The sequence below is a fragment of the Nostoc sp. genome, from assembly GCF_036916985.1.
Lineage (GTDB): Bacteria > Cyanobacteriota > Cyanobacteriia > Cyanobacteriales > Nostocaceae > Nostoc.
The window spans coordinates 68,631-84,723 of record NZ_JBALFD010000086.1; the positions used below are offsets into that span (position 1 = coordinate 68,631).

14 protein-coding genes are annotated in these 16,093 nt (G+C 42.4%); 6 read left to right on the forward strand and 8 right to left on the reverse strand.

Annotated features, from left to right (window positions below):
* Positions 1 to 116 precede the first annotated feature (116 nt).
* The 4 genes from V7L07_RS28330 to ald all read right to left on the reverse strand — a co-directional run bounded on the left by V7L07_RS28330 (position 117) and on the right by ald (position 4,269).
* Positions 117 to 1,466 (reverse strand): acetyl ornithine aminotransferase family protein, encoded by a 1,350-nt coding sequence (locus V7L07_RS28330; RefSeq protein WP_335062419.1) that lies wholly within the window; start codon positions 1,464 to 1,466, stop codon positions 117 to 119.
* Positions 1,467 to 1,738: 272 nt separating this feature from the next.
* Entirely contained in the window at positions 1,739 to 2,305 is a 567-nt protein-coding gene (locus V7L07_RS28335; protein WP_335062421.1) for a DUF2808 domain-containing protein, read from the reverse strand.
* A 28-nt stretch (positions 2,306 to 2,333) separates the two neighbouring features.
* Entirely contained in the window at positions 2,334 to 2,765 is a 432-nt protein-coding gene (locus tag V7L07_RS28340; protein WP_335062423.1) for a DoxX family protein, read from the reverse strand.
* A 412-nt stretch (positions 2,766 to 3,177) separates the two neighbouring features.
* Positions 3,178 to 4,269, reverse strand: coding sequence for an alanine dehydrogenase (gene ald, locus V7L07_RS28345; RefSeq protein ID WP_335062425.1), 1,092 nt, complete (start codon positions 4,267 to 4,269; stop codon positions 3,178 to 3,180).
* 423 nt (positions 4,270 to 4,692) lie between these two features.
* On the opposite strand from ald, the gene V7L07_RS28350 reads away from it, so the two are divergent.
* The 6 genes from V7L07_RS28350 (at position 4,693) to V7L07_RS28375 (ending at position 10,872) form a co-directional block, all read left to right on the forward strand.
* Entirely contained in the window at positions 4,693 to 4,863 is a 171-nt protein-coding gene (locus V7L07_RS28350) for a hypothetical protein (protein ID WP_335062426.1), read from the forward strand.
* A gap of 462 nt (positions 4,864 to 5,325) precedes the next feature.
* Entirely contained in the window at positions 5,326 to 5,622 is a 297-nt protein-coding gene (locus V7L07_RS28355) for a hypothetical protein (protein WP_335062428.1), read from the forward strand.
* Positions 5,623 to 5,759: 137 nt separating this feature from the next.
* A complete protein-coding gene (locus V7L07_RS28360; protein WP_442936091.1) occupies positions 5,760 to 6,767 on the forward strand; it encodes a WD40 repeat domain-containing protein in 1,008 nt (335 codons plus the stop codon).
* A gap of 641 nt (positions 6,768 to 7,408) precedes the next feature.
* Positions 7,409 to 8,461, forward strand: a complete 1,053-nt coding sequence (locus V7L07_RS28365; RefSeq protein ID WP_335062432.1) for a permease — start codon at positions 7,409 to 7,411, stop codon at positions 8,459 to 8,461.
* Positions 8,462 to 8,524: 63 nt separating this feature from the next.
* Positions 8,525 to 9,298 (forward strand): TIGR03943 family putative permease subunit, encoded by a 774-nt coding sequence (locus V7L07_RS28370; RefSeq protein WP_335062434.1) that lies wholly within the window; start codon positions 8,525 to 8,527, stop codon positions 9,296 to 9,298.
* A gap of 74 nt (positions 9,299 to 9,372) precedes the next feature.
* Positions 9,373 to 10,872, forward strand: coding sequence for an Ig-like domain-containing protein (locus V7L07_RS28375; RefSeq protein ID WP_335062436.1), 1,500 nt, complete (start codon positions 9,373 to 9,375; stop codon positions 10,870 to 10,872).
* Between the two features lie 167 nt (positions 10,873 to 11,039).
* Here the strand turns inward: V7L07_RS28375 and V7L07_RS28380 are convergent, their stop codons facing one another.
* The 4 genes from V7L07_RS28380 to V7L07_RS28395 all read right to left on the reverse strand — a co-directional run bounded on the left by V7L07_RS28380 (position 11,040) and on the right by V7L07_RS28395 (position 16,020).
* On the reverse strand, positions 11,040 to 12,032 hold the full coding sequence (locus V7L07_RS28380; RefSeq protein WP_335062438.1) for an RNA ligase (ATP): 993 nt from the start codon (positions 12,030 to 12,032) through the stop codon (positions 11,040 to 11,042).
* Between the two features lie 27 nt (positions 12,033 to 12,059).
* Complete coding sequence (locus tag V7L07_RS28385) at positions 12,060 to 12,851, reverse strand: sulfite exporter TauE/SafE family protein (RefSeq protein WP_335062440.1); 792 nt, start codon at positions 12,849 to 12,851, stop codon at positions 12,060 to 12,062.
* Positions 12,852 to 13,035: 184 nt separating this feature from the next.
* Complete coding sequence (locus V7L07_RS28390) at positions 13,036 to 14,322, reverse strand: sulfite oxidase (protein ID WP_335062442.1); 1,287 nt, start codon at positions 14,320 to 14,322, stop codon at positions 13,036 to 13,038.
* Positions 14,323 to 14,565: 243 nt separating this feature from the next.
* Complete coding sequence (locus V7L07_RS28395) at positions 14,566 to 16,020, reverse strand: aminotransferase class V-fold PLP-dependent enzyme (RefSeq protein ID WP_335062444.1); 1,455 nt, start codon at positions 16,018 to 16,020, stop codon at positions 14,566 to 14,568.
* Positions 16,021 to 16,093: the final 73 nt, after the last annotated feature.

Sequence of the window (16,093 nt, forward strand, 5' to 3'; positions counted from 1 at the left end):
ATTGGGGATTGGGGATTGGAGATTGGGAATTGGGAATTGGGAATTGGGGATTAGGAATTGGGATTAGGAATTGGGAATTAGAGATTGGATTAAGTATTAAGGTTCAACTAATTTTTTCAGTCCCCAGTCCCCAATCCCCAGTCCCTATAATTTTTTAAAATCTCGCTGATAATCTCAAGGGCTATCTGAATTTGGTCACTGTCGATAACTAGAGGAGGACAGAAACGAATTGCGGCTTTACCGCAACCTAGCAATAATAAACCGCGTAAAAAAGCTTCTTGGATAATGCGATCGCGTAATTTATGATCGAGATTACCCACTTCATCCAATAAATCCACCGCTACCATCAAACCCTTACCTCGTGGCGGCGATACTCTGGGAAATCTTTGATGCAACTTGGTAAGACTAGCTTGTAATAATTCTCCCATCTCGGTAGCGTTTGCCATCAAACCACCTTCCAAGAGTCGGAGTGTGGCAATACCAGCAGCACAAGCTACGGGATTACCGCCAAATGTAGTAGCGTGAGAACCGGGAGGCCAAGTCATTAACTCTGGTCTGGCAAGTATCGCTCCCAAGGGCATACCACTGGCGATACCTTTAGCAGTAGTAATGATATCAGGCATCACACCCCAATGCTCGATCGCAAATAAGCGACCAGTCCGCCCCATCCCCGCTTGTACTTCATCCACTACCATCAGAATACCGTGGCGATCGCATATCTCCCGAATCCGTTGTAAAAAACCATCTTCGGGTACGATATATCCACCCTCTCCTTGAATCGGTTCGACGATGATCGCTGCTACTTCTTGCGGTGGTAAAATCGTTGTAAATAGCTGTTGTTCCAGATAATCTAAGCTAGCGTGAGTGCCGTAGGGAATATGAGTTACCCCAGGAACTAAAGGCCCAAAATTAGCTCGCTGCACTGCTTTGGAACCAGTGAGAGACATCGCCCCATAAGTGCGTCCGTGAAATGCGCCTAAGAATGCCACAATTAGCGATCGCTTGGTGTAATATCGAGCTAGCTTAATTGCTCCTTCGTTGGATTCTGCCCCAGAATTGCTAAAAAATATCTTTGCGGGAAACACAGCATTACTCTGTGGCTGGGGAAAAGGGGCGCGCATAGCTAATTGTTCCGCTAGTTCCACCATCGGCTCATAATAAAAATCCGTCCCTGACATGTGCAACAGCCGGACCGATTGTTCTTGAATTGCTTTGACGACTTCCGGGTGAGCGTGTCCGGTGGCGGTAACGGCAATACCTGCGGTCATATCTAGAAATACATTGCCATCTACATCTTCTACCATACAGCCCTGACCGCGAGATACAACTAACGGGTAATCGCGGGTATAAGAAGGAGAAGTTACGGCGCGATCGCGTTGTACAATTGCTTGAGCGCGAGGCCCAGGTAAAGTAGTTATTAAATGGGGTATACGAGGTAAATTTAAGTTAATAGGAATACTTAACATATTTTTTTCGGGGTTTTTAAAGATTACTGATAATTAAACGCTAAAGTATTGATTGCTTACAGTAACATTTGATTCCATTGCTGTAAGAATTACGCATTTACCGAAAAATCAGAGTATACGTCAGCGACTCAGGAAAAATACAGCTAATTTTCCCTGAATCCTCAAAAGTATTTAACAAAAAAGCTTGACATTAAGCCCTTTCGTATTGTTTAAGACTCTTGCCCGTTTTTATAACACAACTTTTATAAAATATTCCCTATTCCCCATTCCTTCTATCGGAACCACCAGCCTCTACCATTGCCGTAAAACTGAAACCGTCCAAAGCCAAGAAATTGACCGTGAGATTTTTCACCCACAGGGAATGCTGTAACACCTAATAAGTAGACACCAGAAAAGCTGGGATTACTCACAGGGCTGAGAGCGATGGTAATTGTCTGTCCTGGAGTTACAGGCGGGTCAAAGTTTACAGAAACCGTGCGTGTGTCGCGGTCATTTGTGACTGAGCCTAGCTTCAGTTGCGTTTCTTTGCGCTCGCGTGTGCCGACAAATGCGCGGGTATCATCAAGATTGTAGCGGATGTTTTCTGATCCTTCTTTTTGTGCGATTGTTACCTTCTGGAGGGATTCTCCAGCATTTTCTGGCACATTGATAGTGAAATAGTAAGTTGCGCCCCAAAAATTCACCTCTTTGTAAGTAGTTGTCGCGTTAACAAGTTTTGGCGGTTGGACAAAATAGACTAAGCCATCTCTAAGCTGCACAGCTTGAGTCACCGGAAGCGTAACTTCTCCAATGCCTATTGCTAACGAGAGTGTTATTCCAAACAAAGTTGCAACGCGCATGATTCAGATATAAAAAACGCACTTATTCTCATTCTAGTTCCTTGGGAATCAGTGACTTAGGAATGATAGAAACTTGTTTTTCCCCAATCGAAGATTTTGTATACCACCAAGCCCAAGCAATTAAAACAGCTTGAAAAGGAAGTCTAACTACGTGTACCCAAGGTGAGTTTGGTATATGTTCTAGCTGAATGTGATTAACCGCCATATTGATATTGGCAGGGAAAACCGCAATAAAAAGAGCAATAAGTCCCCAAGCAGCAGCTTGACTTACAGGCGGAACTAATAACCCAATACCACCCAAAATTTCATAAAAGCCACTGAGATAAACTAATCCTAAGTGGTAAGGAAGTTGTGGCGGCATAATTTTGACATAAGGTTCTGGAATCACAAAGTGTGTCACTCCAACCACAATGATGGATATAGCAAGGATGACACGTAATATTTCCTTATACTTCTTCATGGTTTTTGCCTTATTATATACTTACCCTCATTACCTCAGTTTGACTGACGGATGTTAATCTGCAGTAAAAATTTTCTTAACTAGTTTCAATCCCTAATAGGGATTTAGGTTAATTGCAACTCCTGGAAGCTGAAAGCGCTGCTGTATTTGGTTTTCAATGTACGGTTGCGCGAGTAAGCAAATCATAATAGTCATAGCAAAAGATGAAAATCGCTGAAACGCAGTCCCTATAGGGTGCGCGGATGGTTTAAAGGTATGATTGCCCTCAAAGGCTTGTATAGAAGGAGAGTACAGCCTTTTTTGCTCCTTCTCATTTTGTACACCTACCCATCCGCGCATAAGGCAAGAAAATTAGTCTAATTAGCGATCGCTACCTCCATTAAAATAAGCGATCGCCTGACACTTGCACACCTTAATTTACCAAATCAGGAAATACCTCTTGCACAGCCGGATGCACTAATTGATGATTCTGCACATTCACACCCTTAGCTAAGGCTGGGTTAACTTCCAGTGCCTTAATTCCCAAATTCGCCAACTGGACAACATAAGGTAATGTACTATTATTTAGTGCCTGAGTTGCTGTCCAAGGTACTGCACCTGGCATATTGGGAACGCCATAATGCACCACACCCTCTTCAACGTACACCGGATTTGTGTGGGATGTGGGGTGTAAGGTTTCTATGCAACCACCTTGGTCAACAGCTACATCAACTATTACTGAACCAGGACGCATTTGTTTGACCAATTCACGAGATACTAATATTGGCGCTCTACGTCCTAAGACTAAAACTGCACCGATGAGCAAATCGGCTTCTTTGACTGCGGCTTCAATATGAGCAGAGTTGCTATAAATCAATTCGACTCTAGAGCCAAAGAGGGTTTCTAAGTAAGATAAGCGTTCAACACTTACATCTAAAATCTGCACGATCGCACCCATACCCACAGCAATTTTAGCTGCTTCTGTGCCGACAACGCCGCCACCTAAAATTACTACTTTGCCCGGTTGCACTCCAGGAACACCGCCTAAAAGTACACCTCTACCACCTTGCTGACGTTCTAAGAATCTGGCCCCAAATTGTACTGCTAACCGACCGGCAATTACGCTCATGGGGGTGAGCAAGGGTAATCTGTTAGCGCCTGGTTGTTCTACAGTTTCGTAAGCGATGGCAGTTGTGCCACAATCAATTAAATGCTCTGTCAACTTGCGATCGGCTGCTAAGTGTAAATAAGTAAATAATATCTGCCCTTTCTGCAAAAAATTATACTCAGATGTCAGAGGCTCTTTGACTTTAACAACCAATTCCCGATTCCAAGCCGTTTCTGATGTGGGGACAATTTCGGCTCCAGCACTTCTATAATCATCATCGGAGAAACCAGCGCCATTACCTGCTTGTGTCTGCACAAAGATGCTATGACCATTTTCTCGCAGCACCCGCACACTAGAAGGACTTAACCCTACCCGAAACTCTTGATCTTTATTTTCCTTAGGAACACCAATTTCCATATATCGCCTCTGATAATTTTTTTTGTTTAACTGTAGCCTGCCAATTTCAACCTTGCTACTTTCCTATTGCCGCTGACCTATTACAGATAGCTGCATTAGAGATAATTAATCTGTGTTCTAAGTTTCTCAATTAAATTTGAGTAGCCCCAAACTCTTACCCTTGACTATTGCCCCAGTATTTATACAATATATAAAGAATAGTAACGATTTATTAAAAGAGCGATTGTATAGCCTCCGACTAGGAAGCTTTTGCTGGATTTCTCAAGTCATCTTGTCATTCAAGCACTGCAATCGGTCTTATAAGTTACCAAGTGTAGGGTAAAAGAACAAGTCTATTGCTTTAACCTTTACCCCCACTTTCCCCGACTTCTGCCAGAAGTCTGATATCAATTCCCGTTTGCCGAAAAAAGGTTTCTAAAAAAAATGACACAGACACAACCAACAATTACACCTAAACTAGAAGAGCCTAAGTTTGGCTTTAACGAATATGCCGAACGCTTGAATGGTCGAGCCGCAATGATTGGCTTCGCTTTGCTGCTGGTGATTGAATATGTCACCAATCAAGGGGTGCTATCATGGCTGGGTCTAAATTAGTGCCATCAACAAGCACAATTTTGAAGTTGTAAGCTAGTGGTCTGTCAAGAACTAATTGACGGATGAATTCCCTATGTAGACGGCGATTTATCGCGTCTTTACTAACCGCCAAAATGAATTTGACAGACCACTAGTAATCAAAAGAGTTTCAACCAGTTGGAACAACCAGTTGGCTTTGACTTCAATAATTGATAGCGAAGTAGTTCGCCCTAGATACTTTAATTAGACTTATTCATAAATAATTGCCCTAAAATGTAAGTAAGAGAGGAATCGAAATACCTATTTTTGATTGAAATATCATAAACTTGCAACTAGTTGATGCAACGCGATTAATGAATAAACTTCCTCCCCTACTAAAGAAAATCACAAATTAGTGTCTGCCTTGGATGAGAAAGGCAAATTACGGGTGAGGTATTCTTGGTAAATATACACAAAAGGTGAACAGGAACCAACCAAGCTGTGATGAATGCTGTATTACCTCGTTTTTTGAAGTCAACCTACCGAAAAGAGCCAATAATCAGTGTATTAATGACGATGGGCGTTATGGATGCCCTGATTGGCGGATTGAATGATAGCTGGTCGTTGTTTGCTTTTGGTTTGGGAACGGCAGGAATAGGGCTAGGCTTTAAGTTGTGGCGTTTCCAGCAGCGTCGCCCCTTACCAGAGGAACCTGTAGTGCAACATTATTTGCCCTCTCGTTCTTCTTCTAGTACGCCTTTACCAATGTTAAGCGTTTCTAAGAAAAAACCGCCTCTTTAAGGATGTGCAGAGTTATTTGTTAATAGCTCTGCAAAATTAATTTGGGTAACTGTATCTATAAAAAGTGAGGAAAAAGAGTGAGTAGTGAGGGAAGAGGTGGCGGTATTTTTCTGCGGCCGTATATTATCTTGGCATTTATGGCAGCTGTTGCCCTTCCAGTGACTATCTGGAAAGGGTTTTACATTCATCAGGCTCACGCTGCCATTGAAGTAACGCCAAACTCCCAAGCTACTAGCAACTTTGCTAATGCTCAATTGCTTTACACACTTAGAGGACATAACGGAACCGTCAAATCCCTCGCTTTCAGTCCAGATAGCAGAATTCTTGCGAGTGGAGGTGCAGAAAACGAGGGTATAATTCGCCTGTGGAATCCAACAAACGGCAAAAAGTTGGCGGATATTAACAAAGCACACAAAGCAGCCATAGAATCTTTAGTGATTTCGCCAGATGGTCAAACCCTCGCTAGCTGTAGTGATGACAATACGATTAACCTTTGGAGCCTGAAAAATTTTAGATTTAGCCGCTCTTTTGTTGGACATACCAGTAACGTATTATCTTTAGCGGTGTCTCCTGATAGTAAAATTCTCATCAGTGGAGCTTTGGATGGGATTCGTCTCTGGGATTTGCTACAGCAGCGCCCTTTAGGCACTCTAGTCAGCTTTGATAATTTGATTTATACCCTGGCTATTAGTCCTGATGGCCAGACCTTGGCTAGTGGTGATAATAAGGGTGTAATCAAGCTGTGGAATTTGAGTACTGGTAAATTAATCCGTGAATCAGTAGCTCATTCTAATGCTGTGAGCGCTGTTATCTTTACGCCAGATGGAGAAACATTAGTTAGTGCTAGCCGCGATCGCACCATCAAACAGTGGAATATTAATACTGGAGAATTAGTCCGCACCTTTACAGGACATAATAACTGGGTAAATGCGATCGCTATTAATCCCGATGGACAAACCCTTGCTAGTGCCGGCAGAGATGGGATTAAATTGTGGAATTTAACTACAGGCGAGTTAATAAATACCCTGAGTGGACATACAGACTGGGTAAGTGCGATCGCTTTTAGTCCCAATGGTAAAATTCTTGCCAGTGGTGGATTTGATCGACAAATCAAGATTTGGGGGATTCCAATAAAACGTAAATAATTGCGATCGTACAAAATAATCGTGAACTAGTGAAGTAGATCCCCGATTTCTTAAAGAAGTCGGGGATCTAAATTGTCTTACATTTTGACCGAAAAGGGGACTGGGGATTAGGGGATGGGGACTTTCAGCATTTACCGTATTTGCTAAAATTTGGTCTTGCCTTTTTAGAGTTGTTATAGTAAACAATCAATCAAGGATCAGATCAAATTTTGCCAAAACAAGCCAAAATCAATGATGGTCGCAACCAAGAGCGATGTCTATGACGGGCTACACCTACCCCAAATATTGCATAACTGTGAATACTTGATGAAAATACAGTCGAGCTAATATCTAATCCAGAAAATTACTGTAAGTATAAACATAGGGAATTTCAAATCATCTATGCAGCTACTTGCCCTCTATAACGGAACAAATTCTCAACTTAGACAATCTTAGAAATGGTCATCGTCAGTAAATGCACTCAGGTAAAAATCACTATCTTGGCTGAAGCAAAGGTTTGTAGCGCTGAAGCGCAATTTCAAACATTGGATAACTTGCTACTTAAATAATGTTTAATTTTCCCGAACTGCTTTTGATCCCCATTTCGATAGAATGACTAGGCAGAACCCTAAAACTAAAAACCGCTTTTGACTGCGACGCCCATGAATCAATTGAACAATGGTTTTACGCTATTTCTGAGTCTGCTAGTCGAGGCGATGCCTTTTTTGCTTCTTGGGGTTTTATTCTCCAGTTTGCTGCTATTTTTTGTTGATGAGCGCAAACTAGTAGAAAAAATGCCCACAAATCCGCTGCTGGGTGCTTTAGTTGGCAGCATGATCGGCTTTTTATTTCCGGTGTGTGAGTGCGGGAATGTACCGGTAGCGCGGCGGTTCCTGATTCAGGGAGTACCCACACCAGTGGCAATTGGTTTTTTGCTAGCAGCACCAACAATTAACCCAATTGTAATTTGGTCAACTTGGACAGCATTTCGAGATCAGCCAGAAATAGTAGTCTTACGAGTCGTATTTTCTCTAGCAATTGCCACAATTATCGGGTATGTTTTCAGTTTTCAAAAGGACTTAAATCCGATGATTCAGCCTGCGATCGCTCGTTATATGAAGTTTAACCCACCCGCACCGCCTGAAACCAAGCGCCGTGGGAAGCGTTACCAAGCACAAGAGGAAGCAACAGTACCAAATCTCTTGCAATCTGGGACTTATATCTTAGGAGGAAAAGCAGGTATACCACTGCGGATAGATGCTAATTTAGTACCGCCTACCTCAGCGTCTACGACCAATAAACCGTTAGCAGCAAAACTGCGTCTAGTGGTGGATAATAGCATCCAAGAATTCCGAGAATTAGGCGGAGTTATGGTTGTAGGAAGTGCGATCGCGGCTGCAATTCAAGTCCTCGCTCCCCGTGAATTAATTCTCAGTTTGGGTGCTGGTCCCATTACCTCAATTGTGGTCATGCTGATATTAGCAGTAGTGGTGTCAATTTGTTCTACAGTTGATTCTTTCTTCGCCCTATCTTTTGCCTCAACCTTTAGCAGTGGTTCATTGTTGGCATTTCTAGTATTTGGGCCAATGATTGACATCAAAGGTATTGGTTTGATGTTATCCATTTTTAAACCCAAAACGGTCTTTTACTTATTTGCTTTAGCAGCACAATTAACATTTGTGTTCACCCTTTTCCTGAACTTGCACGTCTTTTAAAAAATTATTAGTCATTTGCCCTTTGCTAATGACCAATGACTAATAACCAATGACTAATGACTAATGACTAACAAAAATCCCAAATCTAAAATCCCAAATCTGTTACTCCCTTGGCTGGATGCTATAGCAATTACAGCTTGGGGCACTTTGATGTTGAGATATTGGTTAACTAACAAGCTGAATCTGTTGATTCACCCAAATTACATTTGGTTCGTGGTCGTGACTGGTATCAGCTTGATTATTATTGGTTTCTTCAAAATGCAGGAACTTTGGCAACGTCGTCGCCGTGATGTGACACCAAACGCCCCGCATATTAGTTTATTTCCCCCTGGTTGGGGCAGTTCTTTGTTATTAACTACGGCGATTCTAGGATTTATTATCACACCGCAGGTTTTTGCTAGTGACAAAGCACTCCAAAGGGGTGTAACGACTGATTTATTGGGAAGCACACGTGTCAAACCTCAAGCCTTTCGCGCTACCGTTCGCCCAGAGGAGCGATCGCTTGTAGACTGGGTGCGTACTGTCAATGTCTATCCAGAACCAGACACATATACAGGACAAAAAGTCAAAGTACAGGGATTTGTCATCCATCCGCCGGATATAGGAAAAGAATATTTGTTCTTAGCAAGATTTGTCTTAACTTGCTGTGCAGCAGATGCTTACCCTGTGGGATTACCCGTCAAACTACAAAATAATCAAGAGGCTTATGCCGCTGATACCTGGCTGGAAGTCGAAGGACAAATGGTAACAGAAAATTTGGCAGGTAAACGCCAACTTACCATCGCCGCCACCTCCCTCAAAAAGATTCCTCAACCCCAGAATCCTTATAGTTATTAGTCATTAGTCATTGGTCATTAGTCATTAGCCCCATGCCCAATGCCCAATACCCAATACCCAATGCCCCATAACAAATGACTAAATCTAAAACATTTATTCAACCGCTAGATCGGATCGCGATCGCACTAATGCTGCTGCTGAGTGTGCTGATTGGGTTAATCATCTTACAAGGTGATGTGGTAACTGCTCGTGTCCGGGATTTTACCTGGCAAAATCAACAAATTGGGGCAGAAGATAACTCCTTCACCCTCACCTTCAGCCGCCCAATGGAAATAAAAAGCGTCGAGGATAATTTGAAAATTGAGCCACCCCTGGCAGGTAAATTCAGTTGGGCTGGGCGGCGGATGGTTTATACACTCGTAACACCAGCACCTTATGGCACGAATTATAAAGTGCAGTTACAGGGTGCTAAAGATAAGTTTGCCCAGCAAGAGGGCAACAATCGGCTGATACAGCCCTTTACAGGTAGCTTTCGTACACGCGATCGCGTCATCCTTTATATCGGCACTGATAAAGAAGAAAAAGGGCGGTTAGTTCTTTACAACTTGACCCAAGAACAAAAAAGGGTACTTACCCCTAAAGACTTGGTAGTAATAGACTTTGAATCATTTCCTGATGGAGAGAAAATTTTATTTTCTGCTCGCGCCGCAAACAATCAAGACTTGCTTTCAGCCCAAATATATACAGTGACAACCGGCGTTTCTGCTAAATCTGGACAAAAAGCAGAACCAGAAGGCAAAGTTGACCTAATTTTAGATGGTAAAGATTATCAAAATCTGAAATTTGACTTATCACCTGATGGGCAAACTATTGTCATCCAACGGGGAAACAAAAATAATCCCGGCGACTTTGGACTCTGGTTTATGCCAGCAACCAGTGACACTTCCGCAGAAAAACCCGTCCCAAAACGCCTCAAAAGCCAACCAGGGGGAGACTTTATGATCACGCCAGATAGTAAAGCCGTTGCAGTTGCCCAAGGACAGGGAGCAGCGATTTTACCACTGCAAGGTGATGCAAGTAAACCTTTAGATTTTCTGCCCCAGTTTGGTTTGGTACAGGCTTTCTCTAAAGATGGCTCTCAAGCAGCAATGGTAAGATTTAATACAGATTACACGCGAGATTTGTTTTTAGTGACAAACCAGGGTGTGCAGAAACAACTAGTAAAAACAACAGGCTCAATTGTCAGTTGCCAATTTGACATCGCCTCACCTACCCTCTATTGCTTGCTGACACAGCTAGTATCTAAGGAACAATACATAGAACAGCCTTATGTGGTGGCAATTGATCTGAAAACCGGACAACAGAAACCACTGTTAGTACTACCTCCCGCTCAACGGAATGTGCAAATGAGTTTATCATCCGACGGTTTGGGCTTATTATTTGACCAAGTAGTACCACAGACAAACACCACAGCATCATTACCCCCAAACACTTTAAAAACTGATGATGGAGATACGATCGCTACCAGTAGCCTGTGGTTAATGCCTCTATTGCCCATCGCTGATGCTACAACTGTTGAAATTAAACCAGAACAACTCCCCTTAGCCGGGTTTCATCCCCGATGGCTACCTTGAGAGAATAATTCGTAAGTCGATTTCGGAAGGTTAGTTACAGCGCTTCCCGCTATTATGCAATACAGTTTTTATCCTTGCCCCCTCCTAACATAGCTTTTAGTTTTGAGGATGTACCTCATAGCTGCCGCAAGTGCTGTAAGGTGTCGCCACCAAAATTCGAGTTGAACCTAATGAAGTTCAGTTCCATCCTTACGGAGCAGATAGCGATCGCTAATCAACTTCAAGACTACTCTACCTATTTCTGGATGCGTTTTCTCAATGACTGGTTGCACAATAACGCCTTCCATGATGCAGTCGGGACTGACTACACTATTGGCATTATTGAACTGAGACACCGCTTCCCAAGTGTAAGCACCGATATAAAGCACAGGTACTCTCGGCAAAGCAAATTCCTCGCAAAAAGCCACAAAATCGCTGTAATTGAGAAAATAACTGCCGCGACGCACAGCAAATATAGCAATTCCAATATTCCCATTATTCAAGCCATATTTGATATCTTGTACGCCGTAAATTTCCCCAAAAATCTGAGTTCCTCGTGGAAGTTTCTGGAAAGCTTCGTTTTCGTTGTAAGCACGAATATAAACTAATCTTTTGTTGACTTCGCTGTTTTTCCAGAAGTAATTATGGCTGCCAATTTTAGCTGTGCCATCAGCATCAACTAAGACAGTGAAGTTAGTTCCGTGCAACTTCTCTGTTACAACAACTTCTTCACCTTCCATGAGTATGTTTTTGTAACGTTTTAGGTTTTCTGGACTGGGGAATTTGTAATGTGCAATAACATTTTCTGCTTCCCCACTCATCCCTTGAGGAATTGGATATTCGTACTTTGTTACACCAAAATACTCCGTGTAGTCATCTCCAACATTTCCCATAAAGTTATTACCAACGGGAATAAGCAAACCCTCAGAAAAAATTCCGCGAAGTTTGGCAGCACGTAGTTTTTTCGAGTAGTAGTTACGAATACCAAATTTATCTAAAAAGTTTTCTGGAATAACACTATCAATAGGAAAATAAAAAGCTAAATCTCCAGGGTGCAAGTTACCTTTGACTATAATTACTTGATACCCCATGTCTTCAATAGAGGCAATATCTAGCCTATCAGCATTGGGATGAGGATTAATGCTGTTGATTTTGACAATTTCAACTTTAAAAATACTCATATTTCGCCTCTTTGAAAAACATCGGAATTACAAATTAGTAATTATTTGTTGATAATTTGTCCAAGCTTCCCAAAAAATATAAATTGATAATATTCCTAGAAAAATACGCAGCACTAAACTCACAGTATAATCTGGTAATTTTGGCAATGTGCGAGTACTCATCTGAACACCTAAAAGACCGCCACATCCCAAAACTATACCTTGAGCAAACAGAATATTTCCCTCTAATGTGTGTCCAGTGCAGGCAGCTAAACCAGTGATGACAATCACACCTAAACTAGTTTGAATTGCTACTTTAATTTCTTCTCCCAATAACAACATTTGCAACGGCACCATAATCGTACCGCCACCTAAGCCAAATAAACCTGCTAAAATTCCTGCTGCTCCCCCAGTGCCAATTTTAGAAACTAATGGGTTAAATACTGGGGTTGTATTCTCTATTTCCTTAAAGGCTAGTTGCTTGCGAAGCTCAATTAGATAGATATTAGTGAGTAGTATGATACCAAATGTAAAAAGTATTATATAGGATGGAATTTTATTGGCGAAATATACACCTATTCCAGTAGTTAGAAAAGCTGGAATTCCTAAATAGATTACTTGTTTAAAGTCAAAGTAGCCCATCCACCAATTTTGCAAACTCCCAGAAATTGAAGTAATCACAATAGCAAGGCTACTAGTAGCGATCGCCTGAACGGGAGTATAACCTAGTGTGACTAAAAGAGGAATCGTGATAATACCGCCACCTATTCCTAAAAGTCCAGCGATGACTCCCGATATTAAACCCCCACTCACTAAAATCAACCAACTAAAATCAATCATAAATAATTATTTTTCTAGACAACTGATAGTGCTGAATGGGCATTGGGCATTGGGAAAGAGGAGACAGGATAGCGTAGCGGTAGCGAGTCCGCGTACCCTTACAGAGAAGCAAACTACGCTTTTAGCGTCTGTCTGCGACACGCTGCGCGAACGTAGAGAGCGTCATTTTGAATTGATTTCTCCCTCATCCCCGTACTGTCACCGGATGATTAACAACGCCTCCGTAGAGCAATCCAGAATCATTCCACGGAACTGTAATCGGTTGTGTATTACCTAAATTGTCTGTAGCACGAGCCTGGAGAAAATATTCCCCAGGAAGTGGGTTCCATTCAATGTCCCAGCGTACCCATGCAAATGGAAAATTGGGTTCTCTCAGTCGTGCAAATTGCCAAGTTTTGCCGCCATCTAGGCTGACTTCTACATGTGCAATCTTTCCTTTCCCAGACCAAGAACGTCCACGTAGTAAGTGGGTTTTAGCCGAAAGCGTAGCTGGCCAAGCCAACTCAAAAGCGCTTTTAACATTTTGATAGGTAATCAGCTTACCTTTATATGGTGCGATCGCTGGGTAGTCTGCACCAACTAGCACCATCTGTTCTGTCACCCACTGGGTATATATCGATGTTTCAGAAACTTCAATCCGCTCAATCCATTTAACGTTGGCGTTTCCTCCCCAACCAGGGAATAAGACACGGCACGGCTGTCCGTGATCTGGAGGTAATGGTTCTCCATTCATTGCATAGACAACGAGCGAATTATCTGCTAGTGCTTTGCTAATTGGAACTACACTGCTGAACTTGGATTTATTTGTCTCTTTTGAGTCCAGCGAATCTACATCTGCACCCTCAACGAGTACATCTTTTGCTGTGGATTTCAATCCAGCCCGCTCTAATAACATACCAAGTGGTACACCAGTCCACTCAGCCACACCAATCGCCCCAAGCCTCCACCGTGTTCCAGGAAGTGGTATGTTATAAGCTTCTTCAAAGAAGCGCCGACCATTAGCAGCACACTCAATTGCACAAGTGACTGAGATGGATGGCATGGCGATGATTTCATCGTAAGTAAACTCGCAAGATGCAGAAACACCAGTTCCATGAATTTGCAAACGCCATATAGACGGGTCAAAAAGAGGAGGTGTACTGCGGTTGTGAACATAGAACCAATCGTTTGGTACTAAATAACCACGCCCATACATCGCTTCCCAGTTCATCTCTAATGTGCCTTTGCTATGAGAGATATACCCTGGTGGTAAAGGCTTAAGTATTTTGCTGCCTTTAGTTTTAACAGCTGCCTGACTGTGAGCAGACGAAGGTTTAGCTAATCCCCCAATGGCTGTTGCGCCAACCATAGTAGCTAGTATTTTCAGAAAGCGCTGGCGCGAAATACCCGCATCTGTACTTTTTTGCCAAATGCACTGTTCAACCCGTGTCTGTAGATAATCCTCCTGATCAAAGAGGTTTTCATCGCTCAAGCTATATACCCCCTTTTAATTCAATACGCTTGGGTTAAAGATTATTGGTCTTTCAAGACGCGATAAATCGCGTCTCTACATGAGGGTTTTGGATTTATTTGAACTGTATTGCTTTTTAATTCGTAATTCGTAATTTAAGATACACAGAATAAGGCTTGATGAAGGAGTAGGGGAGCAGGAAGAAAAATTTTCCCCTCCGCCCTCCGCACCCTGCCCCTCTGCCTCTTTTCAATGCCCAAAAAACTAGCTATTTATCGCTGTCCAAACACCAGTTATTTCATCTTGTGTGTAGTTGGGTAAATAGTGAGTAAATCCGTTTTTAGCTATTTGAGCGATCGCATTTATAAAGCGATCGCAGTCTTCTAATGTATTATATACAGCAAAGCTGGCTCGGATAATACTAGGAATATTGCGCGTAATTCCTCTGTCTACTTCCTGAGCAATTTCGGAGTCTTGTTCGTCTGAAACATTCTTGAGTTTGCGAATGTATTCATACGTGCAGAAAGCCCCAGCCCGAACGCCAATGCCGTATTCTTGTGCCAGAATCTCTGCTACTAAGCGTCCGTCAAACCCATCAATATCGAAGGGAATAACATGGGCTAAATTATCTCCGGGAATATGCATTTTGACACCCGTAATCATCCTCAGCCGTGTATATGTGAATTCAACTAAAGAGTGTTCATACTGAGCAATGCGATCGCGTCCTACTGCTTCGATAATTTCAATCGCTTTGGCAATAGCGATCGCACCCATTGCGTTTGGTGTTCCAGGATCGTGGGCCCGTTCTGTATAAAAACGCTTGATCTCTAGATTTCTGGTGATATAAGGCAGGTTTCCACCGCCAATTTGATAAGGGTAGGAGCTATCAAAAAATTCCTTTGGCCCTAGCAAAACCCCGGTTCCATAAGGGGCATACATCTTGTGTCCAGAGAAAGCCACAAAATCTAAATGACATGGATCATCATCAGCACGCATATCTACTCGTTCATGCTGAATTAACTGACACACGTCAGCAAATATCTTCGCGCCATACCGATGTGCTAAAGCCGCAATCTCGTAAATCGGAGGTCTATAACCTGTAATTGTTGAAGCACCTGTAATAGTTACTAACTTAATTCGCTCGGCTTCGGGGAGATTTTGGTGTACTTGGAAGATATCTTCAATTTCTGCAAGACTTACACTTCCATCCGGCTGAGTTCTATACTGCACAACTTCGTCTCTAGTCACCCAAGGCAATAGGTTGGATGAATGCTCAATATCAGAAACTAAGATTTTCCCCGGTTTTTTTGCCCAAAGTGTGGCGGCTCCATTAATTGCTTCTGTTGTATTCTTCGCAAAGATTACATAGTTGTCTGAAGATGACCCCACAAAGTCTCGAATGATGTTTCGGCTAGCGTCATATTCTCGTGTAGTTATGATGGACTTTTGCCCAGAACCTCTATGCACGCTGCCATAAGTGTCCAGCATTTCATCGATATGCTGCTTGACGTTTGCAAAGGGAGTGGTTGTAGCTCCATTATCCAAGTTTACGTACTTGACATCGTTTCCATTGAGAGTTTTAACCTTGAAAGATAGAGACTCATCTGTAAATAACGGTCTGATTTCTTTATCCCAAAAACTGTCAAAATTTTCTGACAACAGCGATAGTTTGGCAGCTTCTTGCTTGATATTTACACCCATTGCAAGTATATCGGTCATCTTTAGCACCCCTATTTTAAAATTGAATTTTTTGGATAAGCCTAACTGCCATAACGCTTTATTTCACGCCAAA

Excerpts from the sequence above, each read along its gene's own strand:
- V7L07_RS28355 (WP_335062428.1), top strand. The coding sequence starts at position 5,326 with ATGAATGCTGTATTACCTCGTTTTTTGAAGTCAACCTACCGAAAAGAG.
- V7L07_RS28360 (WP_442936091.1), top strand. The coding sequence starts at position 5,760 with ATGGCAGCTGTTGCCCTTCCAGTGACTATCTGGAAAGGGTTTTACATT.
- V7L07_RS28335 (WP_335062421.1), bottom strand. The coding sequence starts at position 2,305 with ATGCGCGTTGCAACTTTGTTTGGAATAACACTCTCGTTAGCAATAGGC.
- V7L07_RS28330 (WP_335062419.1), bottom strand. The coding sequence starts at position 1,466 with ATGTTAAGTATTCCTATTAACTTAAATTTACCTCGTATACCCCATTTA.
- ald (WP_335062425.1), bottom strand. The coding sequence starts at position 4,269 with ATGGAAATTGGTGTTCCTAAGGAAAATAAAGATCAAGAGTTTCGGGTA.
- V7L07_RS28365 (WP_335062432.1), top strand. The coding sequence starts at position 7,409 with ATGAATCAATTGAACAATGGTTTTACGCTATTTCTGAGTCTGCTAGTC.
- V7L07_RS28380 (WP_335062438.1), bottom strand. The coding sequence starts at position 12,032 with ATGAGTATTTTTAAAGTTGAAATTGTCAAAATCAACAGCATTAATCCT.
- V7L07_RS28375 (WP_335062436.1), top strand. The coding sequence starts at position 9,373 with ATGACTAAATCTAAAACATTTATTCAACCGCTAGATCGGATCGCGATC.
- V7L07_RS28395 (WP_335062444.1), bottom strand. The coding sequence starts at position 16,020 with ATGACCGATATACTTGCAATGGGTGTAAATATCAAGCAAGAAGCTGCC.
- V7L07_RS28340 (WP_335062423.1), bottom strand. The coding sequence starts at position 2,765 with ATGAAGAAGTATAAGGAAATATTACGTGTCATCCTTGCTATATCCATC.
- V7L07_RS28370 (WP_335062434.1), top strand. The coding sequence starts at position 8,525 with ATGACTAACAAAAATCCCAAATCTAAAATCCCAAATCTGTTACTCCCT.
- V7L07_RS28385 (WP_335062440.1), bottom strand. The coding sequence starts at position 12,851 with ATGATTGATTTTAGTTGGTTGATTTTAGTGAGTGGGGGTTTAATATCG.
- V7L07_RS28350 (WP_335062426.1), top strand. The coding sequence starts at position 4,693 with ATGACACAGACACAACCAACAATTACACCTAAACTAGAAGAGCCTAAG.